Raw genomic sequence first — 26,293 nt, 5'->3', positions numbered from 1 at the left:
GGGAGATACGCGGCTTTGCCCGGCGAGAGTGGTTTCGCCCATCACTACGAGAACGAGTGTCGGCGTACACATCAACGTGCTCAGCCGCGTACGGATGTACGTGCTCAACTCCTGGCCAGGCTGATCAGGAGAATCTGATGGGAGGTTGCGCTCTCAGTGACGGTCTCTGGTCGCCCGGTGAAGGGTCGAGTGGATGAGGATGGAGACCAGGGCAGCCAGGTCTGCCGCGCCAGCGGCGTCGTCCGCGTAACGGGTGCTCTGCAAGGGGCCGGCCTGATCTAGCCGAACTCCCTCCAGCTCTAGGACATAGGCGAGGGTGAGCATGGCAAGGCGGGCGTTGCCATCCGGGAAGGGGTGAAAGAAGGCCACGTCCAGGTAGGCCCTGGCCGCACGGGAGGCCAGGGGGACTCTTGGGTCAGCGCTCTCGCGCAGACAGTGCTCAAAGTCCTGCTGGGTGTGCGGCGTAAGTGCGTAGCGTTCCCGGCCACCCTTGGCGAAAGCATCGCCTTGCCGGAACGACACCTCAGGCATGCCAAGGACAAGCCGCTGCCATTCAGCCAGAAGCACGCAGGTGAGGGGGCGCTTACGAGAAGCGTCTGCGCGCGACTGAGCCAGCGCCGCGAGCAATTGGTCCCCTCGAGCCGGATTCGAGTAGCGGCCCCCCGCATCGCACCAGATGCCGAGGCCGTCCACGGCCGCCTCGACCGGGGCCGGCGTCTCACCGACCGCGGAAGCCCAGTCGATCTGGTTCCTGACATGGCACCAGGCAGCCAAGGCGTCAGCGGTCACGGTAAGGCTGCTCACCGGTCAGGCCGACGGCAAGATCCTCTCCCACGGCGTCGACCAAGGTCCGCGACGGTGCCGTCCAGCTCTTGAACCGTCCACCAATCGCGGCGTCGACCGCGTCCTTCGCGGTCTCCGGCCCCATGCCCGTGGAAGAGAGAAACCACGTCAGCACCGTGCGGCAGAGCCCGTACCAGCCGCATTCGGCACCCGTGCGGTCCACGACCACCGTCACCAGTCGGGTAGCCGCCCGTTCCAGGTGCCAGCTGTGGTCCTCGGCATCCGCCCCGGCGGGCGGCGCCAACTGCGCGAACCGCTCGGCCAGTTCCTCCAGCCAGTCGCGCCACTCCAGCAGCGACGCGACCACCTTGGCGGCCGTCGCTGCGGACTCGCCCACGGAATGGGAGGTGCAGCACCAGCTGGTGACGACGCCACCACCACCGCCCTCGCCGACCGCCCAATGCCATCCGCAGGCCCATCGGCCGTATCGGGCTGCCAGAAGCGCCGTGACCTCGGTGGTGAAGCTATGTCTCTCTTCCCACCCGGCGCCGGAAGGAGGAACCATCGAGGCGATCACTGTGGCAACCTGACGGCCCTCCTCATCGTCCCAGTCGAAGGCAATGAGGTCGGGATCGACGACGGACCACGGCAACCAGGCCGGAGCGAGCTCGTAATTGACGGTCGTGACGTTCCTCCAGAATCGGGCAGGGCAGGACAACTGAGCGATCGTGCCAAAGGCTCGCAGCTTTGTCACACAATTTTCCGGCGCCACCGATCTACGCTCTTGGCGCACAGTGTGACGCTGCCGGGCCATCTGCTCCGCGCGATGCGGCGACAACCAGGCCGGGCACGTTCACCTGCACGGGGCCGAGCACTTTTAGGTGTACGCCGACAACGAGGTGAGGCCGCGCAACAGGGCCGCCTTGTTGGCGTGGGTCGACTCCTGCCAGCGGGAGTTGCGGCGATACCTGCACCCTCCGGGGGAGAGCCCGGCAGTGGACGAGCATCCGCAGGACGTGTGCACCAGGCGCATCTGCTGCGGCTACCGCCACCCGGATGGAGGCGTCACGCTGGTGTTCCTCAGTCCTGAGGAACACCGCCGCCTCAGTCCGCGGCGTTATGAGGAGGGGATGCACCCGGGAGATCTCCTGGGCGCGCGCCCTGGTCCGCGCTACCTGACAGCCCAGGCGGCAAGGCAGGCCTGACCCCTGCCGTCCGTCAGCGCCCTGATCCCAGGACCACATGTCCGGTCGGGTCTGCATGGCGGAGGCCTATCGCCCCAGTCTCTTGGCCGGAGCAGGACGATGGGCCTCCCTCAGACGCGGAAGGACTCTGCACCCGTCTGCGCCCGGGACCGGCTTTCCGCCTGCCCCGTCGAACTGTTCAACGATCCCGCCACGGGAAGCGTTTAGCCGGATGTATGTGAGCTTCTCCACGTATCCGGGGATCTGGACGCCGGGTGTGACCGGCCGCACACTCCAAAGAGACAGCATCAGCGGGGCTTTTTGCCGCAGTCCTTGGCCGGAGCACGGTGAAAGGCCCTCTCAGACCCAGGAGTTCACCGCCATGCGTCATGCCCTGCGTTCCCTACTCCCCTGCCGCCCGCCTTCCCACGGCAGGTTGCGCCCCGACCGCCCTTCGATGTCGCCCGCCCCGGTCCGTGTGGTGATCGTCGTCGTCCTGACGCTGACCGCCGCGGGCACGGTTGCCGCCGCCCCGGCGCTCGCGGGCGTCCTGGCCGCCCTGGCCCAGGCGGGCGCAGCCCTCTGGATGGCGCTGCAGTCACCAGCCGTCCCCGTGCCCACGCGCTCCTGATGTCGCAGTCGCACCCGCCGGTGCCCCGCCCCTCGGGCGGGGTGCCGGACTACGGACAACTCGCAGATGTCCGCCAGTGGGTGGAGCGTGCACAAGCCGGGGACAGCGACGCCTTCGGCCTGCTCTACGGCATCTACTGCGACACGGTCTACCGCTACGTCTACTACCGCGTCGGCGGGAAAGCCACGGCCGAAGACCTCACCAGCGACACCTTCGTTCGAGCATTGGCACGCCTTGACTCGTTCACCTGGCAGGGCCGGGACTTCGCAGCGTGGCTGGTGACCATTGCCCGCAACCTGGTCACCGACCATTTCAAGTCGGGCCGCTTCCATCTCGAGGTGACCACTGGCGAAATGCTCGACGCCAACGAGGTCGAACGCAGCCCTGAGGAAATCGTCATCGAAAGCTTCGGCAACAGCGCAATGCTCGAAGCGCTCAACCGGCTGCCTGACCGCATGCGTCAAACGGCCTGGCTGTGGGCGCTCGGCACGCCCACAGCCGTCATCGCCCGTCGGCTGTCCATCACGCCAAGCACTGTCCGCGTCCACCTCCACCAGGCACGGCAACGCCTCGCCGCGAACCCCGCCCTCCGGGGTCTGACAAGGCAGACGGCCCCGCCACAGAGGGATGCATAGGGAAGGCTCAGCACGGGAGAAGAGCAGCCGCCGACGGGCAGATTCTCCGTCGAAGGCGGCTGCGGCTCCGGTCGGTGCCGCAGCAGGCAGCTCGCGGACAGGCCCGTGCTTCAGGGGGTGCACCATCGACACGTGCTTAAGCTGCCGCGGCGCGGCGACCTGATGCCCGCCGCGGGGGTTTATCAGACAGGCGCAGGAGTTGGTGGAGCGGGTGCCGTGCTCGGCCCAGATACGTAGCCGGTCCCGGTCGACCCAGTGGATCCCGTGCCGCTCGCCCCAGATCTTCGCGTCGCGGGTGAAGGTCCCGTTCGTCACCCCGAATGCAATGTCGGCACGATGGACGGGGCCTGCCGTTCCTTTGACCTGATACATGACGTGGGAGCCGACCTTGCCGCCGACGGGCCCTGCACCCGGAACTGCCACACCCGGGCCCGTACGCTATTCACCTTCGTGTTCCTCTCCGCGTTTCCGGCACGCCGCGCAGTGCACCCATCGGCTGGCGCTCGGCTCCCCTTTGGTGTGCAACTCCCCCGTGCAGCCGGGGCATTCACATGATTCCGGTGACATAGTTGGCAGCGGTCGCGTCCGCCGCCCGTGGTTGGGGGGACGCACGCCGGGGGGAAGTGGCCGACATGTCGCTCCGGCAGAGAGCAGACCGTTGAGGAGCTGCGCCTCGGTGCCGGACGACGGTGGTGCTGGAACGGACCACGCCGGGGGCATTTAGCAGCAGGTCAGTGCGGCGATACACGCCAGCAAAGACCGCGGCCTGGCGGTTGCCCCTTGTGCTGCGAACACGCAAGCCGGTCGCCCAGGTGAAGGCGCCGCCGAGCCCGTGACCTTCCCGCTCAGGCTGCCCAGGGGTGGTTCGGCCCCCGATCGGCCCGTTGGCGCCGACCCCTCCTCGCAGCGGGGCCGATCTCCGTAGATTCACGCACGTCATTGATCAGGGGGCCGGGGGCTCGGGGGCGGGTTGGCGGACGGTGGATCGGTCAGGTCCATCGCATGTCGAGGGTTTGCAGAGCGTCCAGTTGTTCGCGGGTGAGCTGGGCAGGGGCGTGGCGCCGTTCTCTGATCCAGCGGCCCAGGTCGAGGGGGTAGCCGTCGACGGTGCACGAGTAGTTGCGGGGGACGTTGAGGTGCTGGTGATAGCGCCAGAAGGTGCGGGCGGCGCGGAGGCCGCGGGCGAAGGCCCAGGCGGATGCGCCTCGAGGCCGGCGCAGTAGGAGGGCGAGGGGGTGGTCGAAGGGGAGGGCGCCGAGCAGGTTGTGCTGGGTTTCGGTGAGGGTGCCCAGACGGTCGATCTGGTCGTCGAGCCAGCGAGTGAGGGGGCTATCGTCGCTGTCGGGGCTGAGGTCGGGAAAGGTGAGGTCGCCGCGTCGGGCGGCCTTGAGCGCCTTCGCGTAGGTGCGTTTCCACTCTTCTTTCCATCTGGCGGCCCACCAGGGGTAAATGTCGTTGAGGGCCCGGTGGTAGCAGTACGGGAGAGCGCGTTGGTGGGCTTCTCGGCGCCGGTCGGCGACCCACCGGCCCAGGGGAATGCCTGCGTGGTGTTCGTTGGTGCGGGGCGCGAGGTGGCCGTGCTGGGCGGTGTAGTCGCGGGCGATGTCGAGTTTGTATTCGATGCTGCGGGGCGGGTGCTGCCAGCTCATGCCGAGGGCGGTCAGGCGTTTGATGCGGTCGGGCAGGAGCATGCGGTTGGCGCGTAGGGAGCGCTGCTGGCCGATCCACCAGCCCAGGTAAAAGCGGTCGGAGGTCATGTGTCGGCTGGCGACGTCGAGGTTGCCGTGTTCGGTGTGGTAGTGCTGGGCCTGTCCGAAGCCCATCTCCCAGACCTGGTTGGGGGCATCGACGTGGTTGAGGCCCAGGACGGCGAGGATCTCATCGACGCGGATGGGGTGCGCTGCGAGTTCGGGCTCGGTGGGATCGCCGTCCCCGTTGAGGTATTCAACGCGCTGGAAGACGTGCTCGTCATAGACGCTGAGTTCGATGAGGACCTGATAGATCAGGTGAAATCGGGTGCGCCGGGTGGCGTGCCCGATGTCCTCTCCCGGTGCGGTGTAGACGGGGATGATGATGGTGGAGATCTTGCCGTCGCCGGGGGTCTGGCGGAGGGTGCGGCCGACGGACTGGACGATGTCGATGGTGCTGGTCTTGGGGTGGGCAAACAGCAGGGAGTCGATGGCGGGGATGTCGATACCTTCGGCGCAGCAGCGGCAGTTGGTCAGGACTGCCCGGCGCGGCTGGGTGTCGGCGGGGTGGGTGGAGAGCGGGGCGGTGCGAAAGGCGGCGTAGTTCTGGTAGCGGACGAAGGAGTTCTGTCTGGAGTTGACGGTGTTGATTTGGAGCCGCGACGGGTTATGGCCGGGCATGCGGGCGGCGGTCTGCGGCAGTGTTTCGGCACAGGCTTCGGCGGCAGCGATGCAGGGGTGGAAGGTGAGGGTGCGCCTGAGGTCATAGCGCTGCTGGGCCACCAGGAGAGCGATCTGGGCGGCGGCGGCCCGCAGTGCTTCGGCGCTGTAGCTGTTGACGCCGCCGCACAGGCTGCGGCGTAGCTCTTTGTCAGTGATCGTGATGACGGCAATGCGGTAGTCGGCAAGCAGGCCTTGCTGGATGGCCTCGGCCATGGAGAGGCGGTAGACGACAGGCCCGTACAAGCTCTGGTCATCCATGGAGGCGACTTCGACGTCGAGCCCCCCGTTCGCAACACTTCCGCGGTCGAACTTGCGGAACGTGGCGGTCATGTAGAGGCGGTGGCGGGCGGGCAGCGCATCGTTGTCGTGGACGACTCCCCAGGCTTTGTCGAGGCGGCCTGCGGTGTGGTGAGCCTCGTCGGCGACGACGACGTCCCAGTCCGGCAGGTGGTAATTGGCGTGTGCCTGGACGACTTTGTACAGCGACTGGTAGGTGCAGAACACGTTGAGAGGGCCGTCGATGTCTGCGGCGACCTCAGCGAGACTCTCGGGCGTGTTGAGCACCGTCATCGTCTTGGCCAGGGAACGGCTGAGGGCCTCATCAGGCGAGCAGATGCCCAGGTAGCGGCCGGGGCGTCCTTCCCTGTGCCAGAGGGCCGCGGTCTGTTCCAGCAGCGCCTGCGATGGGACCAGGACGAGAGCCCGGCCATGGGGCGCGGTCTCTTGTACGGCGTGGAGACCTACGTGGGTCTTGCCGGTTCCGGTGGCCATGGTGCTGGTGACGCGGGTGGTGCCTTCGGCGAAGCTGGTGACGATGGCGTCCACGGCCATGTCCTGGTGACCGCGCAGCGGTGTCTTGAGTCCGTTGAGTGTCAGGGTTGCCACGCGTTGTCCTCCCCCGGGTGTCATGGCAGTCCTCGCTCCGAGGGTGAGGAGGTTTTCGAGGTGCCGGGGCCGGGGCGGGGCAGGTTCACTCGAAGGTGTTGTCGGGTCTTGACGGCCTGTATGAAGCGGCACGAGTGTCCTGGTGGGGCGTGCTGTGGCGGGGAGGAAGTCCCATGGACTTGACGGGGTTGCTTGGGCCGAGCCGTCCGCTGCCGGTGCAGGTGCGGCCGGTGGGCGGGGAGTCGACCGGTTCGTTCGTGCGGCGGCTGGGGCGGGCCAACGGCCTGAACCTGGCCTCGTTCCTCGACCGTGTCGGGCAGGGTGAGGCGTCCCAGGATCCGGAGCAGGTGGAGAAGTATCCGCAGTACACCGAGATGAAGGTGAACGCGGAGGGCCGGACCTATCTGTCGGTGCTGTCGGGCCTGGATGTGGGGCTGCTGCAGTGGGCGTTGCCGTCACTGGCGGATGACCTGCTGCTGCCCGGTACGGGGCTGGCGGTGTGGCAGTGGCCGTGGGAAGCAGAGGGCGGGCATCTGGTCCCGTGGTGCGCGTTGTGCGGGTACCGGCGGCAGGTCAGTGAGCGGGTGTGGTTGATGTCGGCGGACAGCTGGCAGGTGTGCGGCCGGCATCTGCGGTGGACGGATGACTCGCGCAGCACCGATCCGGAGGCCGTGTCGCTGTCCTCACTACCAGCGTGCGTGGCAGTGCACCGGGACAGGCTGCGTCTGCAGGGCAAGTTCAAGTCGGCCGGCGAGGAGTTGTTCGCCGATGCCTGTCAGGTCATGTACCAGTGGTGGACGTATGCGCCCGACACGCTGGTGTGGGTGCAGCGTGCCTGGACGGCAGGGCTGGAGGCCCGTTCGGCGCGTGCTGTCCCGCTGGTCGTCTTCCCCGAGGCGGTCAAGTTGGCCTGGCTGATGCTGCGATTCGAGCAGGCGGGGCTGCGCACGCCCCGGGACAGGGGCAGGTGGCTGGTTCGGGTGCAGCGTCAAGCGGACGTGTGGGATGTCGACTTCGCCGCGGGCAAGAACGCGCTGTTGCAGTGGCTGGAGCGCCACAGCCGTCCTGCCGCGACGGGTGCGGAAGCCGCCACGGCAGGGCGGCGCCGGCTCGCGCTGGCAGAGCGGCACAACCGGATCGCGGCCCGTGCGGGCTCACTTCAGCAGCGCTCGTGCATGCCTGGCGCATGAGCCTTCAAGGGGGCCGCCCACGAAGAATCGTTCGATCGAGGGCGTGGCCGGCATAGGACTCTTCCCCGCCACCGTACGTGCAGACGATCGCGCAGGCAGCATTCGATCGGAGCAGTCCTGATGGCCGAGTTCAGTCGTCTCCTGCTCGACCCTGCCCGCTGCCCGCTGCCCGCTGAAACTTCCCGCCCAGTTGGCTGGCCGGCTGCTGGAGACATGCGCGCTGCGCCGCGTTGCGGGGTGGACGGCTCTTCTCCCCGTCCGCCGGGGCACACCTCTCGGCAGAAATCCGCTCAGGGAATACCGCAACTTCGTCGCGGATCTGTCAAGAGCATGCCCTCGAACGGAGGACGCTCGCTGCTTATCCGCTGTGCGCTGTCGGCCAGCAGTCACCCTGGGCTGAGCGGGGAGGGTGCCATGCATGACGTACGGGTGTGCTACCTGGATAAGCGTGAGCAGTTGGTGTCGGCGGCACCCGCTGCTCTGGTGGGGGTGGCGCTGGAGGAGCGGCGTCCGCCGAGCGAGCCGGTGGCCTTTCACGGTCGTCCCGGGAAGCTGTCCGACTGCTGGTGCGCCACGACCGGCGGGCATGTGGTGTGCGGTTCGCTGCGGCGCCGTCGGGTGGCGCTGGAGCTGGACTTCGATCCGGAGATCGCCTGGATCGGCGGGGAGCCGGTGGAGCTGCACTGGCAGGGCGCGCAGGGCAGACGGCGCTGGCGTCCGGATTTCGTGGTGCGCACGGTCACCGGGGCACGCCAACTCGTGCTGGTGGAGCCCGAGAAGGGCGGTCCGCAGTGGCGGGAGGATCTGGAGGTCGCACGTCAGGTCGCGGTGGCGGCCGGTTGGCAGGTGTCGGTGCGGCGGGTGCCGGAGGGGGTGCGCCTGGCCAATCTGGAGTGGGCGGCCGACTACCGCCAGGCGGTGCCGGTGGCGGCCGCGGAGCGGGAGGCGGTCGAGGAGGCCTTTCGCCGCGAACGCCCCATCGGTGAGGGGGCGCGGGACAGTGGCATGCCGTACGCCGCGGCGCTTGATCTGGTGTACCGGCTGGTGTGGCAGCGCCGTCTGGAGATCCGCTGGGACCAACCCCTGATGCCCAGTGCCACGGCCTGGCGTGCCGGTGGGGCGGCATGAGCGGGCCGGGCGCATTCTCACCAGGGCAGGTGCGCCTGGGCGACCGGGTGCCATGGCTGGGCAGGACCCACCAGGTGGTGGCGTTTCAGGGGTCGAACGTGGTGCTCCTGGCCGAGGACACGTCCACGCCGGTGGAGGTGCTGTACACGGCCATGGTCTCCGCGCCGGGCTTCGCCGTCGTGGATGGTGACAACTCCCCCGTTGCGTCGGCCCCGATGCCCGCCTTGGATGATCCGCCGTCCAAGGCCCAGCGCAAGCAGGCCAAGCGGTGGCATCGGCACATGAAGGAGCTCGACACCGGCCTGCTGCCGGGCAGCAGCCAGGCCCGGCCCGGATACGAGCCTGGAGAGACGACGCTGGCTGAGCGTTATGCCTGCAAGTCACGGGAGTTGGCGGCCGCGGGCATTGAGATCAGCGCCAAGACGCTGGAGTCGATGCGGCTGAAGTGGAAACGGGCGGGCGAGAATCCGCTGGTTCTGATCGAGCGGCGCCCCCGCGAGGTCGGGCATCGCACGGACCCCCGGGTCATCGAGATCATGCGGGAAGTGGTGATGGGCCACGGCCGCGGCTCAGGGGTGGACATCCAGACCATCTGGGAGGAGGTGCTGGATGTCGTCCAGGACCGCTTCAAGACGGAACTGGAGGATCCGCGGGAGGCGCAGCGGCTGCTGCTGAAGCGGGCCACGTTCTACCGGCGGATGGAGGACACCGGGCTCGCCGAGTATCTGTCCGCCCCCACGCGGCGGCGCGCGCAGCAGGCGAGCAAGCCGCCTCCCCCGTATCGGCCTTCCCACGCGCGGCGGCCGGGCGAGGTGGTGCAGATCGACACGTCGCCGCTGAAGGTGAAGGCGATCGGGGACGACGCCCAGGTGATCTCGGCCGAGCTGACCTCGGCGATCGATGTGGCGTCCCGGTCCAACTGCGCGGTGATGGTCGTCCCGGTGGTCACCGGGGAGGGTTCGCCGGGCAAGCGGATCGGGGGCCGGGCGACCAGGGCGTACGACCTGGTGCTGCTGCTGGCCCAGTGCTTCGCCCCGCTTGCCTGGCGTCCGCACTGGGATCCGCTGGCGCTGGCCGCCAACTCGGCGCTGCCGTTTGAGGATCTGCGGGACGCGGATGAGCGGTTCGCGCGCGCGGTGGCGGCGCGTCCGGTCATCCATCCCCGTACGGTGATCATCGACCAGGGCAGCCCCTACCTGAGTGAGCATTTCAAGTACGTGTGCGACATGCTCGACATCACCATCGAGTACGCGCGCAAGGACACCCCGACCGACAAGCCGCTCAAGGAGCGGTTCTTCCGCACCCTGGGCAGCCGGTTCAGCCAGCACGTGGTGGGCTGGACCGGCAAGGGTTTCGCTCACCGAGGGCTGGGGATCGACAAGGGGCCCCTGTATCCGATCAACACGCTGCAGGACCTGGCCGAGCAGTGGGTCGCCCTCGACTACCAGCAGCGACCGCACAAAGGGTTGCGCAGTCCGTTCACCCCGGGCCTGGTCTTGTCGCCGAACGAGATGTACGCGCAGTTGATGCCCATGACGGGCTACCGGCCGCGGCCGATCACCGCAGCCGAGGCACGCGAACTGCTGATCCCGGCCTGGGTGAAGATCAGCGACAAGGGCATCGAGATCGAGAACCGCACCTATCAGAGTTCGGACCGGCGAATGCGGCTGCTGATCGACCAGCGGTCCGGGATCAACGAGCACCGTGACCGGTTCAAAGCCCGCTACAACCCCTACCACCCCGAAGTGGCCTACCTCTTCGACCATCTGTACTCGCAGGAGTGGATTGACTTGGAGTTCATCTACCGAGGGCTGCTCGAGGACGGGTGGACGCAGGACCTATGGGAGCGGGCCACCGCGGCGGTCGTGGACAACGAAGGCCGCAAGGACGACCAGTTGGCCATCGTCAAGGCGATGCAGGCGCTGCGCCGTTCACTACGCCAGGGCCCCAGCAAGGCGCAGAGGAACGCCCCCAAGATCCCGTTCCAGGGACTGAAGGTGGACGCAGAGCCCGAGCCGGTGGTGGACCCGTACGCGGGAGTGTCCATCGACATTGAGGCGGTCACCGCCTACCCGACCCTGCCCATCGCCGGCCGGGAGACCCACCGGCCACCGGTACCAAACGACACAGACGCTTCGTGAGATTCAACCGCCCACCGACCGTGCCCGATGAGGGCACGGTGGCCCCACTCCGTCCCCAAGGAGGACACTGTGGCAACCTCCACCGCCGCACGCGCCGAGCGGGAACGACAGATCCTGGACCATGCACGGGCCGCACCGATGGCGCCACGCTGGATCTTCGCCCTGCAGGGCTGGAACGCCTACGTCCACGAGATGGTCGAGCGTCCCGACCTTGCGGACTCCGCCCCGCTCGGCACCCCGGTCACCTCCGACGACCCCCGCCTGCGCTACCACGGACATCTGCTACTGGTCCCCAATCCCGCCTTCGATGCAGCTCTGTTGAAGGCGCACCGGCTGCTGCTGGTCAACCGCAACCGGCGCGAGGGGCTGATGGACCGGGTGATCGACGGGCCCCCCGGCACCGGCAAGACCTTCCTACTGCGGGCCATCGGCCGGGAGTTCCAGACCAGTATCGAGGAAGTGCACGACGACCGGATCCCCGTCGTGCACATCATGGCCCCGCAGGATGCGGACAACATCGTGAACTGGGTATGGGCGATCGCCGAGTTCCTGGGACTGGCTCCGGCGCCGCTGACCGAGGACGAGGTGCGTCAGCCCAGGCGCCCGCCCGATCTCTCCCAGTCCGTGTGGCACATCCTGGAGCGGCGCTGGACCCAACTGCTGCTCGTAGACGGTATGCAGCGGGTGCACCCGGATCAACTCGTCCCGGTACTGCACTACTTCGACCACCTGCGCGAGGAGCTCGGCATCACGACCGTCTTCTGCGGCACCGGTGCCCGCGAGATCGTGCGGGCGGCCCGCGTGAAGGCGGACGGACTCAGCGAGGCGCACCAGGGCCTGAGCCTGCGGGCGCCGGTCATTACCGGCGAAGACGGCAAGAAGCACAAGGTGCTCCCTCAGGCGGATCCCAGCCGGCTACCGGTGACCTGGCTCGACCCCATCCCGCTGTGCGACGGCGACCAGGAGACCTGGCCCAGCGTCCTGCGCGGCTTCGAAGAGGCCCTCTGTCTGCATCAGCTCTCTCCCCATGCACTAGTTGGTGAAGCCAAGTACCTACACCTCCGCACCGGCGGCTATCTCAGATTGCTGTCCCAGCTCATCTGCCAAGCAGCCATCACGGCCATCGAAGACGGCATCGAAGACATCACCCTGGAGCTGCTGAAAGACATCGACGTCGGCGGCTGACCACGGGCATGCAGGAGGGTTCGCCCGCTGTTCCCCCGTACTACTGCTCGGCACAGTGACGGGCCATGCCGGCACCGTCCTCGACGTCTCCGACCAGCAGATCCGTTGTGCTCGTGTCGAGCCCGCTTCCCTTGGCGAAGATTTCTGTCCGGGCGCCGGAACTCGTCAGCCACTGGCAGGGGTGGCGGCATGCGGCCCCAGGCCTGCCAGGTCCATACAGAACTCCTCGCCGTCCCTGACCCAGTCCTCGCCGTCCCACCTGCTGTGCGCAGCCTGGGCAGACAGGTCGGCCAGGACATCTCCCGGTCGGCGACAACGACGTGGCAGTAGGGCACAGCGCGGCTCACCGCCCGTCGATGTCGTGCACCGTGTTGCGGTTCCATTTCCTGGCCGCGTTGCGGAACAGCTCCACCTTCACGTCGACGGCAATGCGCACCGACGGGATGCGGTCGGCGAAAGCGACCATGCGGTGTCGGGATGCCTTGGGGTGGGCTGGATCGGCTCCTGTGGCCCGCAGCAGATCCAGCCGGTACTCGGCGCACAGGTCGCGAAGGAGTTCGTGGTGTTCGTGGATGATTTCGCGGGCCTGGACGCGCACACGCAGCTCCGATCTGCTGATGGGGTCACCGGCCAGCAGATCGGCGAAGAAGGTTCCCAGTCGACTCTGCTCTGGCTGACCTTCTCGACTTCCTCGGGCCGGTAGCCGAGTTGCCGAAGCCGGGATGTCGGCGTCTTGCGGCCCCGCCAGCAGTTGGTACTCGGTGAACTGGGCGGCCCAGCGCAGGAAGTAGGTCATTCCTGGCATTGAGGCCGGATCGACGGGACCGGATGGCCCGCGCAGTTGCGGCTTCAGGCGCGTGCCGGCGTGCGCCCAGCCCCACCCGATGCCCAGCGGTTGGGGAGGTGTGGGCCGGAACGCTGGCCAGCCGAAGCTCAGATGCATGGCCTCCAAGAACTGATGACGCAGCAGGATCCTGCCGGAGCAAAGGGTTCGGCAGCGCGAGATCGACGCCATCGTGCGGGCGAGGTCTGCCCTCTGGCGGGGGTGAGTGATCCGGGCCGTCTCGTGGTAGTGGGTGACGGACAGGGGGAAGGCGACGCCAGCTTCGCTGGCCTGGCGCACCGCGGCGAGCACCTGCAGGTCGGACGGCTCGCGCGGTTGACCGATCGCCGCGGCCGCCAGACGCACCCACACCCATTGTCCAGGTAGACCTAGGGAACGGCCGTCTTCAGGCTGGCTGGTTGTGCGGCCTGTGCCATCGCGGTCCTGCCTGTCTGGATCGTTGCTGGTGTACGCGTCGGTGAGGCTGCGTTGCCTCTGTACGGGGTGATGGTGCCATCCCCCACTGACATGGGCCCGCGCTTTCCTGCCGGTGGCCTCAGCCAAGGCTGCCGTGCATGCTCACGGCCGCCGTAGGGGCTGCGGGCAGGTCGTCTGGGTGGTGACAGCTGCGCCTGGGGCCGGTTCGATTGTCAGTGGCCGCCGTTAGGGTCGATCTGTGATCAGGGAGTACTACCCGCGGGCGTGGCAGCATCTGGACAATGCGCGGCGGGCCAAGGTGGCGATGGCGCGGTTGTGGAACACGCTGCTCGAGGGCGAGCTCGTCGAGGAGGGCGTGGTCACGCATCCGGACGGGTCGGGGGTCATCACGGCCTGGCTGGCTTGGCCGCCGGGCGGGCAGGCGGAGCTGACCGAGCTGTTTGGCGGGTGTGTGCAGGAGCTGTGGGCGTGCCTGGATGCGCTGGTGACGGAGTCGGTTGAGGCATTCAGTGCGCTGCGGCGGCTGCGCAGGCCGGAGTGTCCCCGGTTCTTTCCGGTCGCTGATTCTCTCGAGGGGTTCCGGGAGTCGCTGGCCGAGTCGTGCATGGACGGCGCCCTGCGGTCGCACGTGGCGATGGTGGAGGACTGCCAGCCCTTTCAGGACAGCGATGGCGACGAGGTCATCGACCGGATCCGCCGGGGGCTGGGCCATCTGCTGGAATGGGAGGCGGCGCTGGATGCCGGGGCGGTGATGGGCGCGTGGGCGACCCCGGTCGAACCGCAGGTCCGTGCCGCAGCGCCCGCGGTGGTCGAGAGCGTTAGCGCGGTGGAGCCCGGCGCGCTCGGCGAACAGGAACATGTCCTGGCCCGCTACCGGCTGAGCTCCTACCAGAGCGGGTGTGCTGTGACCGCGCGGGCAGGCACGTATGTCGACCTGTGTTTCACGGAGGGGTTCGTCCCGGCCGATGACGAGGACACCTTCGTCCGGCGGCTGTCGCTGGTGATCGAGGCGGTCACCCGGTTCGCCGTCTCGTTTGCGTGGCTGTCCAGCCAGGTGCCGGGCAGCCGGCGCGTGCTGTCTGCCGGACACGCCGCCCCCGGGGATACCTGGATCGCAGCCACACGCTCGTCGAGGCACTGGTCCGCCGAGGAACTGGCCGCGCTGGCCTCCTCGGATATCGGCCTGGGACGAGTCGAGGACGCCGACACGCTCACGCTGATGGTAAGCACTCCGAGCGGGGTGTTCGAGCGGGTCGTCCCGCACGCGACGCCCTTGCGCAGCCACGATCGGCGGGGCACGGCCGCGGAGATGGCCGTGCAGGATGCGGCGGCCACCTGGGGCCTGCCGGATTTCGTGATGGCCCCGAGCGTGGAACGCAAGGGGCGAGGCGTGCGGGAGATCAGCGACGGTCTGCTGGTGGTCGGCGACCAGGGTGTCGTCGTGCAGATCAAGGCGCGCGAGGGCGAGCCAGCCTCAGCAGAGCGGGAGACGTCCTGGGTCCTGAAGCAAATCACTGCGGCGGGCAAGCAGATCCAGGGCACCGCCCGCCGACTGCGGGCAGAGAGCGTACACATGGTCAACGGACGGGGCCGCCGCGTCCGCGTCGACGGACCGGCCATCGACTGGGTCGGCGTCGCCATCATCGAACACCCTGATCCCCCACAGGAGTGGACTGTCGCGGAGCAGCACGGACACACGCCGGTGATCGCTCTGCTGCGACGCGACTGGGAGTTCTTGTTCAACCAGCTGCGCTCCACCCACGCCGTGGTCGGCTATCTGCACCGGGTCGGCACGTCGGCGCCCGTTCTGGGCGGCGAGCCGGAGCGTTACTACGAGCTGGCCGCCGCGGACGCCGAGGCAGTACCGGGAGCGGCGGACCCGTCCTGGACTCGGCGCGGCGGACAGCCGCACAGCGTGCCGCTGCTGCCCGCCGCCCCGGCCGGCAGTGACGACGACGAAGCCCACACCATGGTCCGCATCATGCTCGAGGACGCGGCCACCAGCCCACTGGACCCGGACGAGTGGGATATCCGGCAACGCGTCCTGGCCTGTCTCGACAGCCTGCCGGTCGGGTACCGCACAGATCTGGGCCGATTTCTGCTGGACGCGCTGGCCGCGGTCGCCGAGCCTGCGACAGGCACCACGGTATGGCGGATGCGCACCTTCATCGCCGGACCTGATCGGGATCAGCTTGGCTTCGCCGTCTGTTCCGCCCTGACCGAGCACACCCGCGCCGCGTTCTCCGCCTGGCTTCAGCTGCGCCATCACGAACGCGGCGAGCATGCGGCCCTCGCCCAGCTCACGTCGGTCGGTGTGCTGCTCACTCCCCGCGCCGACGGCTACCGGGAATGGGACACCACCATGAGCGCCATCAGCGGCGACCCGGAACTGACCGGAGAGGAACTACGCGCCTATCAGGATCTGTTCAACACGCCCAACGGCCCGGCAGGCACAGCCTCGAGGCCATCGCCCTGACAAGACGGCAAGACGGCAAGACGATCATGCCGTACGTTCCCCTTCCGGATGGCTTGCTCGGTACCGCCCGCGCATCGCATGCACCACAACAGTGCCGATTTCTCGGGGAGTTGTGACATCTGGCTGGTCACAGGGCTGTCGCTGCTTCCATGCCGTGCGCCGCGCACGGTGGTGCGTGAGAAGGCTCGCCGCCCCGGCCGCGGGGATGGGTAGAGCGCCGGCCAAGGTAGGCATTGGCTGGCGCCCGCCGCGGCGCAGCTTGTGGACGCCGCACGCGCTGCGGTCGCCTTCGGCCGTTCTGTGATCGGCCGGGCTGCCACTGTGGTCAGTGGTGTTCGTGCAGCCGGGTGAGGAACTGCCGGACGAGGGCGTCGACTTCGTGGTCGGCGTTGAATCCCTTGAGCAGGATGCGTTCGATGTGGGCGATTCCGCTGTTGCGCCAGGCTCTGTCGAGGGTGGCGTCCGCGGCGAAGTGTTCGTGGTGATGGGGTTCGTCGACCTCGATGACGCCCACCCGGCCGGAGGCGGTGACGAGGAAGTCCGGGGCGCAAGTGCTGCCGCTGCCGACCCGGGCCCTTGGCAGCGGGAAGATGGCGATGGTGGAATCCTGCGGCAGCTGTGCCTGTGCCCGCTTCAACGCCTCGTAGACGAGCATGTGCTCGCGGGAGTCGAAGGCGAAGCCGTCCCTGCTGAGGGTGGCGGCTGCCTCCTTGGCACGGGGCGAGGGGTACTGGCTGGGGGATGTTTTGTTGATCAGCTTCTCTTGGAGACTCTGCCGCCAGTCGTCACCGGTCTCGGGGAGGGCCGGTATGGCGCTGACGTTGTCGACCAGCAGGTCGTGACGTGCCGCCACGTGGACGAGCAGGGGCTGGATGGTGGCGAGGACCTCCTGGGTGAAGCGGGCAACGAGGTAGAGCGGCACGATGAGGGCGACGTCTTCGCCTTCCTCGGATCGGTCGCTGGGGACATGGTCGATGTCTTCCACGTCCGCCAGCAAGGCGGCGGCCTGGCTGTTTCCGTCCTCGTAGAGCAGGAACGCTGTCTGGGCCAGGACGAGATGCAAGATGGTCGTCAGGGTCTCGTCCGGCTCCGGTGACGTGTCGGCGGCCGGAACGGCACCGGGCGGATGCGCCTGCGTGGGACCTTCAGGGCTGGGAGGGTCGGGGGGAGACGGGGCCTTGCCTTGCACCAGCAGCTCTACGGCGGGCGGAGGATTGAGAAGCTCTGCGAGCACCTCATCGAGCACGCGGCGACAATCCGAGTTGATCAAGGTGTCGTATGCTCCTGGGCTGAACATGTTGAGCGTCAGCGTGGTGCCGTCGTAGAAGAGCACGCTCGCGTTCTGGCTCAGCAGGATCCAGGCGAACCGCATCCGCTCTTTGATGACTTGCAGAAGCTGCGGCCACAGCTCCTGCGTGTCTGCCGTCCGGTCCGCCATGGCATCCTCCCCGTGTGCTGCCCCACCAGCAGCGTAGGAAGAGACACTGGCCGCCAGAGGCGGATCGCTGCTGCCGTTACCCGTATGCATGACCTCCCCCGCACGGAGGGGCCTTGGACTTGCCGATCGAGAACTCGCCGCATCCGCACAACCTCGACCGGGTGGCCCGTCGGACCAACTCGTCCGCCCCCGGTTAGAGATGCGGCAGCTCGCGCCGTACTGAGCGGCCGTCGCTCAATCGGCGTGCTGTTGTAGAGAATCCTGCGCCCGACTGGGGGGCTCCGCGAGAGGATGCACTGGGGCGGTGGGCAGTACGCCGTGGGGCACCGTGGGCGCCTGGTTCCCGGTCCGGCCGAACCGCAGCATGGCTGTGGGGGTTGGATGGCAGTGGACGCTGTGGGAGCGGGATGAGCGGGGGGACATGGCAACGTGGTTTGAACGTATGGCAGCGATTCCTGGTGTGCGGTTCGCCGGGAGCCCTGGTGTCGTCCGCGAAGCGCTCGCAGCGGCACGTGTCCGTCCAGAGGTGTCGTACGGCTCGCTGATGTGGCCGTCTGCTGAGGGCAGTACGTCGGCAACGCCGGCCAGCCGGCATGTGCCGGTGGAGGCGAGCCGAGCGGACCTGGTCACCCGGGTCTGGGAGGCGCTTGAACTTCCCGGTGAAGCGATGGACTACCACTTCGTCCTCCAAGGCGCGGTGGACCGCTTGTGGAGCGGCAGACGCTCCTACCCAGACGGGCTTGAGGTGCTTGAGGTGTTCGCGCTGCTGGACTTGGAGTTGATGGAGGCTGCCCCGCAGGCGGTCTCCTTTGACACCGGCCCCGTCCCGACCTCGTTCGTGCACGTGACGTCCGTTCCCCGGCTGGTGATGCTGCTGGAACGCGAAGGCGCCTTCACCGACGCCCTCGAAGTGGCGCGACGGCTGGCCCGTTTCGACCAGGGTGAGGATGCGGTGGCCCGTCTCTCGGAGAAGATTGGCGCGCTAGCGGCCGAGGCGACGACTGGTGGGGCGGCATGAGTGCCGGGCTGGAGCAGCTGATCCCCTCGGCGTCCTACCTGGAAGAGGCCTTCCTGCGCTGGGTGCTCACTCCAGCCGCGCAGCGGGGCATCGTGGCGCATGTGCACAGCCAGCATCCGGTGACGGTCAACGAGCGCACCTACCGGCTGGACTATCTGATCGCAGGCGAGTCGCTGCACCTGGCCGTGGAGTTGGACGGCTTCACCTTCCACAGCGACCGTGCCGCCTTCACCTACGACCGGCTGCGGCAGAACGACCTGGCGGCAACGGGGCTGACGGTGCTGCGGTTTTCCTACGACGCGGTGCGCCTGGACACCGCACGCTGCGTCGCCCAGTTGCAGGCGATGCTGCGCCAGGATGCCGTGCTCTCGCCCCTGGTCATCGCCGCGCCACACGTCGAGATCCCGGCGATGGTGGGCGATCCCCTGCGGGCGGCCGATCCGCCTCGGGGTGCCCAATCGCCGACCGATGAGGCCTACTTCGCCGGTGTGCGCGCTCGGGTTGTCCGGGAGCCGTTGCGGGCCTGCCAGGACGAGGCCTTGGCCGCGCTGGCCAACTACTACGCCTCCGGCGGCCAGCATGCGGCCACGGTGATGGCGGTCGGGGCCGGCAAGACCGCACTGGGGGTGGCGGCCGCGTTGTCGTTCACCAGGCGGCGGGCGCTGGTGGTGACGCCGGGTTCGGTCATCCGCGGCACCTTCGCCAAGGCCCTCGATCCCGGAATTCCCGGCAACGTCCTGTACGGGCTGGCGGGCGGCCCCCTGCTGCCGGGTGCCCAGCCGCCGGCCACACTGGTGCTGGACGCGGACGACGAGCAGATCAGCCAGGTGAGTCGGCAGCGGCTGCTGGCTACGGACGTGCTGGTCACCAACTTCCACGCGCTGGGCACCGGCGACAAGGACGGGGACCTGCTGGCCAAGCTGGAGCCGGGCGATGTCGACTTCATCGTCGTTGATGAGGCACACATCGCGGCCAGCGCCTCCTACCAGCGGCTGTTCGCCCACTTCCGGGATGCACGCACGCTGTTGATGTCGGCGTGCTTCCAGCGCCTGGACGGCAAGCCGATCGACGCCGATGTCGTCTACCGCTACCGGCTGGTCGACTCCATCGCGGACGGCTCGGCGAAGAACCTGCGCGTGCACCGGTTCGCCCCGGACGCGGCGACGACGGTGTACGAGGCGGTGTGGCCCGACGGACGACGCGAGCAGATCACCGGCCGCGATGCGCTGCTGGCCGCGTTGGGCAACGAGCGGAGGATAGCCCGCATCACCGCGCAGTCCGACGCCTCGATCCGGCAGGTGATGATGGTGACGCGGGCCTGTCTGGACGCCCAGGCCAAGCTGCTGGCCCCGGTCAAACCCCGGGCGCTGTTCGCGGCGTTGGGTGAGGCCCACGCCCGCCAGGTCGCCCGGATCGCCGAAGAGCACGGCATTCCCTGCGCCACGCTGCACCACAGCATGTCGCCTTCGTCGATCAAAGCCACCCGGCGGCGCTTCGAGTCGGACTCGGGTGATCTGCAGGGCATCGTGCAACTGCGGATGCTTGGCCAGGGCTACGACTTCCCGCCCATCACCGTCGTCGTGCCGGTGCGCCCCTACGGCAGCTTCGGCGAGTTCTACCAATTCATCGGTCGCGGCGTGCGGGTGTTGCGCCACCCCGGTCTGGCAGCCGATCAGCAGTACCTGGACGTGGTCTGCCATGCCGAACTCGGCCTCGAGGACCATCTGGAGGCCATGTGCGCGGACAACGACATGGATCCCGCGCTGCTGCTCGACGTCCCCCTGATCGACACCAGCACGCTGGAGGCGAACTTCACGGACGGTCACGACCTCGGTGAAGGGGACTCTGACAGTGCGCTCCCGGGCGGAGTTGACGCGTTCGTGCTGTACGAGCAGGGGCGTGTCGAGCAGCGGGTCGTGCATGACCTGGACCGGGTGGAGGCCCGGCGGGCGGAGCGGGAGATGCAGCTGATGGCCCAGCGCTACGCCGTCTACGCACAAAACACCGCGACTCCGATGCCGTTTGAGCAGTTCGTCGACTACATGCGGAGGCTGACCGGTGGCCAGTGACCAGCCGCGCTGGTGGCACCCTGTTATCGATGCGTCCCCCGAAGGGGCGCTTGCTCTGGAGGCAGCTGCCGGGCAGCAGCAAAGGTTCGCTCAGCTCGACACGCTCGCCGCCCGGTTGCTGTCTGCAGCGCTCCACGGCCAACCCACGGTCTCGGTGGTCCGCGGCATCGGGCCGCAGGCCGCGGACAGCGTCGAGGTGGTGGGGCTCAGCTCCCAGGAAAAGGCGTGGTGTGCTGAGACATTCGGAGTCCAGGAGCAGCAGCGGCGCGGGGCCTGGTATCTGCCGCAGAAGCTGTCGCTGAATGCCGGGGCGGTGAACCTGCCGCATCTGGTGCGCCAACGCCCGGCCCATGCCCTGACGTTGGCCGCGGACAGCTCAGCTGGCGTGAGCCTGGTGGCCGGGGCGGCCGATGCGGTGTTGCTGTGGGCCGTGCTGGTCCCGCTGTTCGAGACACTGATCGAGCCGATCCGGGTGCGGGCGGCGGGCCCGGCGAAGACAATCGACGACCAGCGGCGGCTGTGGTCCGGCATCGAGGAACGCTACCGTCTGCTGGGCATCGCCGACGATGCGCTGGAGGCCTTCCGCTTCGGCGGCGGCTGGCACCGGTTGGACCGGCCCGGACAGCAGCACGCCCGCCTGCGCCTGCTGGACGCCCTGACCGCCGTCGATCCGCTGCAGTTGGTCACCCGTCATCGCACTCTGCAGCTGCAGGCCCTGATGACCGGCTTCGCGAAGAAGACCAAGACCGGCACCGCCCTGGCGCGCCGGGTTCTGACGCGCGCCCTGCAGCCGGTCGTCTCCGGCTACTTCGCCGGCGACTGGCTGGCCGTACTGGACTACCTTCAGGCGCCGCCGCACCCGGACGAAGAGGTCATCACCGCGCTGCCCGAGCCGCGGCTGTATGTGGGGATGTCCGCCCAGGCGGCCGGCATGGCGGCAGAGGCGGGCATTCCGGAGGACGAGATCCACGCGATGCTCGCGGCCTTCCTCGGCGGCCCGACCTCCCTCTCCCCCGTCGAGGAACGCGTGGCGGCCCTGCGCGAGTGGTGGACAACCTTCGACCAGACACACGCCGCCCAACGACCCGGCATGCGGCCGCTGTGGGGACTCGTTGATGACAACATCATGTTCTTTGGGCCGGACGAGCACGGCTTCACTCAGCAGCTGTACCGGCAGGTGCTGCCTGCTTCCGTCAACGAGCAGGTGGACCGGCTGTGGCAGTCGGTGACCTTGCAGCGGCACGCTAAGAGCATCGTCAGCAATCCCCGCCCCCACCAGCTGATGGCCGAAGCTCTCGGCCCGGCCCTGGAGTTCTGGCACGGCGTCGCGCTCACCGCCTGGTTCGTGTGCGAAGGCCCCTACTCCCGCGCGCCCCTGTCCGGTGTGGCCGACTACTACAGCCGCACCCTCACCGCGCTGACTGCCGCCGACTGTCCGGTGTCCCAGGACTTGTTCGAGGAACTGCGTATCGCTGAGCAGCACCTGGGCCCCGAAGAGATGATCGTCAAGGAGCGCACAGAGCTCCCGGTGGACACAGCCATCGGCTCCTTCACCATGACGTCAACCCTCAGCAGCGGCAGCCGCCGCGAAGGCTTCGAACGGGTCCGCGACATCATCACTCGCCATCGTCGTGCCTGGGCCGAGCAGTACCTCGACACCTACCTGCAGCAGCGCTGGCGCACCGCCGTAGAAGGTGTCGCCCAGGCGCACCACCGGTTCGTGGCCGCGAAGGGCCGTCCGCCAACCCTGATCCACTTCGCCCAGTTCGCCACCGCCGCAGCCAATCAGTGGACCGGCGGCGACCTCGGCGCTCTCTACACCGCGATCGGGGAACCCGCACCCGCCCAGCAACTGCGCCCGGCCCGTCTACTGCCGAGTGACGGCTATGACGTCGCCCAGCGCGTCTACGCCGCGCTCGGCGGCACCGCCGTCGACAACGACCTCCGCATGAACCAGCCCGAAGAAGCCCGACGGCAGTGGCAACTCAGCCGCCTTGCCGTCGAGAGCCTGCGATACCTGCAGCTCCACGAAGCGCTCGGACAGCCCCCGACGGCCAAACAGTTCGGCTCTTCACGCCTGGCCTGGCCGTGGCCCGGAGAAGAAGCTGAGGGCTGGCCGCTCTTCCAGCGCACCCTCGCCGCTCTGACCAACACCAGTCCACCCGCAGGTGAGCCCGCCGCAGGGACGGCCGAGGCCGCCCCCGGCCCGCTGGACAACACCAAGCACGTGCTGGCCAAGGGGGCCAAGGCCCCGCTCCGCACCGAATCGGTAGCGGTGCGCCTCATCGCCACCGGCGTGCCGGTCGATGTCTCTGCTGTCCTCCTCACCAGCCACGGCAAGGTACGCAGCGACCACGACCTCGTCTTCTACAACCGCCCGCACCACGACGGAGTCCGCACCAGCGGCGACACGGTCACCGCAGATCTGCCTCACCTTCCCGACGACGTCCACACCGTGGCCGTCATCGCCAGCATCGACCTCGAGGCCCAGCCCACCGCTTCCTTCGACCAGCACACCACGTGGCACGTCGAGGTCTCCCAACCCACTGGTGGAGAACTCGCCTTCACGCCTGCCCCGTTCGTCTCGGGCGAGACCGTCACCATCGCCATGGAGATCTACCGGCATGGTTCGAGTTGGAAAGTACGTGCTGTCGGCCAGGGCTACGACACCGGGCTCGCCGGCCTGGCCGCGGACTACGGCATCAACGTCGAACCCTGACGGCAATGTCAGTGCCTGTCGCTAGGGTCAATCCTGTGATCAGTGACCAAGAGAGCCAAACGCACCGACCGGCAAGGAGGCACGGCGGAAGGCAGTCCGTCGCTCGTCTCCGGCACGGGAGTGCGATCGTGACCGAAAGCCACATCGTGCGATGGGTAGTGCTGGAACTGCTGTGATCGCAGGAACCGTCCTTCATCCCGTGCCCACTGGTTGCCGGGGTTCGGGAGCTGCAAGAGGTGGCGCACCGTAAGAGAGGGATGGACATGTCGCATGGGCGGAAGGTCATGGTGACGGTTGCTGCTGTGGCCGTGATCGTCTCAACTCCCGCTTTCTGGCTGCTTGATGGGCCGGATGCCGGGCAGTTGGTGGGGGCTTCGGTCCAGGGCGCCACAGGGGTGTGCGCCTTGTTGTGGACCTGGATCCAGCCAGCCGCACGGGCACGGGACACCGTCACACGGACGGGACGGGCTGAAGCGTACGGCGGAGGAGAGGCCCACACCGGCATTCGCCGTCGCCATGGAGGCAGCGGAGCGGGGAGTGTGGAGCAGAGCGGGGACGCGATCGCCCGCGGGCAGGGAAGCAGGGCCGGCACCGGCATCGACTACACCGGCTAAGGCTGCCATGGCGGCGGGGTGGATGGTGAGAGGGGCCGATGAAACGGTTCCGGGTGAGGCGCCCGACCCGTGCCCAGGATGGCACCGAGCAAACGGCGCCGCCCGTCAGTGTCAGCGAGAGCGGTGATGCCGTCGCCACGGATGGCGGCGATGCGCTGAGCGGCTACAGTGGCCCCGGCCCCCAGGCGGATGGCGGGGCCGTGCAGGTGGAACGGTCAGGCGATGCGATCGCCTCGGCCGCCCATGCGGTGGCCATCAGCGGCCATGTAAGCCAAGTGCTGGTCTCCGCTCCCCCACCGCGCCAGCCGTTGCACTGGCCCGTCCGGTTGGGCTCGGTACCTGTGCTTGCGTCTGCGTTCCAGGACCGGTCTGCGGTGCGCGATCGGATCGATCAGGCCAGGGCCGGCCATACCACGGTGGTGCTGGCCCAGGTCCTGTCCGGCGGCGGAGGCGTGGGCAAGACCCAACTCGCTGCCGCCTATGCCCACCAGGCCCTGGAGGACGGCATCGACCTGGTGGTGTGGGTCGACGCCAGTGACATCGAGCAGGTCATCGCACGTTACGCGCACGCCGCACACATCGTGGAAGCGGCGGCAGAACACCTTCTGGGCAAGAGTGCTGAGTCCGACGCCGGACTGTTCCTTCAGTGGCTGGCGACCACCCGACGCCCATGGCTGCTCATCCTTGACGACCTCACCGATCCAGAAGCCATGCAGAAGTGGTGGCCGCCGTCCTCCGCTTTCGGTTGCGGCCGCGTCGTGGCGACAACCCGCCGCCACGACGCGGTGCTGTCCGGCGGCGGCCGAGCCGTGGTGAACATCGACACCTACAGCGCGGACGAGGCCGGGGCCTATCTGCACGAGCGGCTCGACTCGGCACATGCCGCCCATCTCATGGACTCTCAAGCCGGGGAACTGGCCGCGGCACTGGGCTACCTGCCACTTGTTCTGTCGCATGCGGCCGCCTACATGGTCAACGAAGACGTCCCGTGTGCGGAGTATCTGCACCGCTTCAACGACAGCACGGCACGCCTGGACGACCTGCTACCGCGCGCGGCAGACACCGAGGGCTACGGGCGGCAGGTCGCCGCGGCCCTCCTGCTCTCCTTGGATGTCGCGCAAGCGAGCGAGCCCGTCGGCCTGGCTGTTCCAGTCATGCGTCTAGCCGCCGTTCTGGACCCGGCCGGACACCCCCGTTCCTTGTGGGCCAGCGACGCCGTCGCCCGCTACGTCAACACCCAACGCACCGCACTTCCCAACGGGGTTGCTGCCGCCGTTGATCCCGACCAGGTGCGGGCAGCCCTGCGACTTCTGCACCGCTACGGCCTGCTCTCCGATCACGCTCAGGCCGGTTCCCGCGCGGTGCGGCTGCACGCCCTGACCGCACGAGCCGTACGCGAGTGCACTCCCGATGCCACGGTGCCAGCGGTCGTGAAAACCGCCGTCGACTCATTGAGGGAACTGTGCGACGAGGTCCCCTGGTTCGACCGTGAGACGACAGCCGTGCTGCGCACCAACATCGACAGCGTCGATGCATGCGCCGGAGACCTGCTGTGGAAGGGCGAAGGCCACTACCTCCTGCGCTGGACTCTGCGCAGTCTGATCAGTGTCGGCCTCGCCACCGCAGCTGTCCCCTACGGGCAGCGGCTGACCGGCATCAGCGAACAACTGTTGGGCCGCACTCACCCCATGACCCTCATCACTCGACGCGATCTCGCATGGGCCTCCTTCCTCGCCCGCCATCACAAGGACGCCTTCACACTCCTACAGGAGGACTTCCCCCACCAGGACGCGCGGCTGGCCCGTGAACGACAGGGACCCTCTCTAGCTGCCAATGGGCGTGTCCATGCCGTCGCACTGCTGGAGGACACCGCTGCTGTCCGCACGCGCCTGTTGGGTCCTGAGGACCCCGCAACCTTGGAATGCCAAGTCGACCTCGCCGTCCTGTACTGGTCGCGAGGCGACAGGTCGAGGGCCACTGCTCTGCTGGAGCAATCCCTCATCGGCTGCCAGATAACCCTCGGTGCCCACCATCCGTACACCGCCTCGGTAAACGACCGGCTGTCCCTCTGGCGAGAGCAGCACAAGCGGCGCTGGTGGAGCCGCACGCGCTGCCGGCCCCATCCGATCCGACCAGCGAGGACTGGCGACTCAGTGACGTGACAGGCCCCGGCGAGCAGGACCAGATCGTCGAGGTCCAGACCCCAGCGCTCGTCGATGTGCGGTCGCTGTAAGGCACAAGTCCCCCACTCCGGGCACAACTAGGCCCCGAAGCCTGGCCCACGGCTGCTTCGGCAACCGCGCATCCCCATAGAGGTTCTCAAGGCTGTCAGGGAATCTCAGATAGATCGAGGGACCGCACCTCAGACCCTGCAAAACCCCAGGCCACACGTACACGCTCCGTTAGATACGCAGCTCATCAGGCGTCATCTAAGAAGCAAGATCAATCTCATATCCAGACAGGGACCAGAGCCGAGAGAACAGCAGAGGATCTCACGCGCCTCTGACAAGACGAGAACCCACACC

The 26,293-nt window shown here is 68.1% G+C and carries 15 protein-coding genes and 1 pseudogene; 11 read left to right on the top strand and 5 right to left on the bottom strand.

All coding sequences use genetic code 11. The features are described 5' to 3' along the window. Window positions 1–153: 153 nt before the first annotated feature. A complete protein-coding gene (locus OG883_RS45135) occupies window positions 154–789 on the bottom strand; it encodes a Fic family protein (protein WP_266554554.1) in 636 nt (211 codons plus the stop codon). Continuing rightward, window positions 779–1,555, bottom strand: a complete 777-nt coding sequence (locus OG883_RS45130; protein ID WP_266554552.1) for a hypothetical protein — start codon at window positions 1,553–1,555, stop codon at window positions 779–781. Before OG883_RS45130 ends, OG883_RS45135 begins: the two co-directional genes overlap by 11 nt. 869 nt (window positions 1,556–2,424) lie before the next feature. On the opposite strand from OG883_RS45130, the gene OG883_RS45125 reads away from it, so the two are divergent. Both OG883_RS45125 and OG883_RS45120 read left to right on the top strand, forming a co-directional pair. Continuing rightward, window positions 2,425–2,598: a hypothetical protein gene (locus OG883_RS45125; RefSeq protein ID WP_266554550.1), complete on the top strand. Its 174-nt coding sequence runs from the start codon at window positions 2,425–2,427 to the stop codon at window positions 2,596–2,598. Window positions 2,599–2,654: 56 nt separating this feature from the next. Continuing rightward, window positions 2,655–3,233, top strand: a pseudogene (locus OG883_RS45120) (sigma-70 family RNA polymerase sigma factor); the annotation flags it as partial. A gap of 989 nt (window positions 3,234–4,222) precedes the next feature. Here OG883_RS45120 and OG883_RS45110 read toward each other — a convergent pair. Continuing rightward, complete coding sequence (locus OG883_RS45110; RefSeq protein WP_266554546.1) at window positions 4,223–6,529, bottom strand: DEAD/DEAH box helicase; 2,307 nt, start codon at window positions 6,527–6,529, stop codon at window positions 4,223–4,225. A 173-nt stretch (window positions 6,530–6,702) separates the two neighbouring features. Here OG883_RS45110 and OG883_RS45105 point away from each other — a divergent pair, with 173 nt between their 5' ends. The 4 genes from OG883_RS45105 (at window position 6,703) to OG883_RS45090 (ending at window position 12,173) form a co-directional block, all read left to right on the top strand. After that, complete coding sequence (locus OG883_RS45105; protein ID WP_266554545.1) at window positions 6,703–7,719, top strand: TniQ family protein; 1,017 nt, start codon at window positions 6,703–6,705, stop codon at window positions 7,717–7,719. 414 nt (window positions 7,720–8,133) lie between these two features. After that, on the top strand, window positions 8,134–8,847 hold the full coding sequence (locus OG883_RS45100) for a TnsA-like heteromeric transposase endonuclease subunit (protein WP_266554543.1): 714 nt from the start codon (window positions 8,134–8,136) through the stop codon (window positions 8,845–8,847). 74 nt (window positions 8,848–8,921) lie between these two features. After that, window positions 8,922–10,988, top strand: coding sequence for a transposase (locus tag OG883_RS45095; protein ID WP_266554541.1), 2,067 nt, complete (start codon window positions 8,922–8,924; stop codon window positions 10,986–10,988). A 69-nt stretch (window positions 10,989–11,057) separates the two neighbouring features. Further along, window positions 11,058–12,173 (top strand): AAA family ATPase, encoded by a 1,116-nt coding sequence (locus tag OG883_RS45090; protein WP_266554539.1) that lies wholly within the window; start codon window positions 11,058–11,060, stop codon window positions 12,171–12,173. Window positions 12,174–12,516: 343 nt separating this feature from the next. Here OG883_RS45090 and OG883_RS45085 read toward each other — a convergent pair whose 3' ends face one another. Then, a complete protein-coding gene (locus tag OG883_RS45085) occupies window positions 12,517–13,362 on the bottom strand; it encodes a hypothetical protein (RefSeq protein WP_266554537.1) in 846 nt (281 codons plus the stop codon). 310 nt (window positions 13,363–13,672) lie between these two features. Here OG883_RS45085 and OG883_RS45080 point away from each other — a divergent pair, with 310 nt between their 5' ends. Then, window positions 13,673–15,910 (top strand): hypothetical protein, encoded by a 2,238-nt coding sequence (locus OG883_RS45080; RefSeq protein WP_266554535.1) that lies wholly within the window; start codon window positions 13,673–13,675, stop codon window positions 15,908–15,910. Window positions 15,911–16,235: 325 nt separating this feature from the next. Here OG883_RS45080 and OG883_RS45075 read toward each other — a convergent pair whose 3' ends face one another. Continuing rightward, window positions 16,236–17,348 carry a hypothetical protein gene (locus tag OG883_RS45075; protein ID WP_266554533.1) on the bottom strand — a complete coding sequence of 371 codons (1,113 nt, stop codon included), beginning with the start codon at window positions 17,346–17,348 and terminating at the stop codon, window positions 16,236–16,238. A 304-nt stretch (window positions 17,349–17,652) separates the two neighbouring features. Between OG883_RS45075 and OG883_RS45070 the strand changes: the two genes are divergently transcribed. From OG883_RS45070 to OG883_RS45050, 4 genes are all read left to right on the top strand, one after another. Next, window positions 17,653–18,366, top strand: a complete 714-nt coding sequence (locus tag OG883_RS45070) for a hypothetical protein (protein WP_266554531.1) — start codon at window positions 17,653–17,655, stop codon at window positions 18,364–18,366. Further along, window positions 18,363–20,435, top strand: a complete 2,073-nt coding sequence (locus OG883_RS45065; protein WP_266554529.1) for a DEAD/DEAH box helicase family protein — start codon at window positions 18,363–18,365, stop codon at window positions 20,433–20,435. Before OG883_RS45070 ends, OG883_RS45065 begins: the two co-directional genes overlap by 4 nt. Next, window positions 20,425–23,154 carry a TerD family protein gene (locus tag OG883_RS45060; RefSeq protein WP_266554527.1) on the top strand — a complete coding sequence of 910 codons (2,730 nt, stop codon included), beginning with the start codon at window positions 20,425–20,427 and terminating at the stop codon, window positions 23,152–23,154. Before OG883_RS45065 ends, OG883_RS45060 begins: the two co-directional genes overlap by 11 nt. Window positions 23,155–24,142: 988 nt before the next feature. Next, complete coding sequence (locus OG883_RS45050; protein ID WP_266554523.1) at window positions 24,143–25,930, top strand: tetratricopeptide repeat protein; 1,788 nt, start codon at window positions 24,143–24,145, stop codon at window positions 25,928–25,930. Window positions 25,931–26,293 lie beyond the last annotated feature (363 nt).

The organism is Streptomyces sp. NBC_01142 (genome assembly GCF_026341125.1).
GTDB lineage: Bacteria > Actinomycetota > Actinomycetes > Streptomycetales > Streptomycetaceae > Streptomyces.
This window is presented reverse-complemented; position numbering and strand designations above follow the sequence as displayed.

Excerpts from the sequence above, each read along its gene's own strand:
- OG883_RS45125 (WP_266554550.1), top strand. The coding sequence starts at position 2,425 with ATGTCGCCCGCCCCGGTCCGTGTGGTGATCGTCGTCGTCCTGACGCTG.
- OG883_RS45105 (WP_266554545.1), top strand. The coding sequence starts at position 6,703 with ATGGACTTGACGGGGTTGCTTGGGCCGAGCCGTCCGCTGCCGGTGCAG.
- OG883_RS45100 (WP_266554543.1), top strand. The coding sequence starts at position 8,134 with ATGCATGACGTACGGGTGTGCTACCTGGATAAGCGTGAGCAGTTGGTG.
- OG883_RS45075 (WP_266554533.1), bottom strand. The coding sequence starts at position 17,348 with ATGGCGGACCGGACGGCAGACACGCAGGAGCTGTGGCCGCAGCTTCTG.
- OG883_RS45065 (WP_266554529.1), top strand. The coding sequence starts at position 18,363 with ATGAGTGCCGGGCTGGAGCAGCTGATCCCCTCGGCGTCCTACCTGGAA.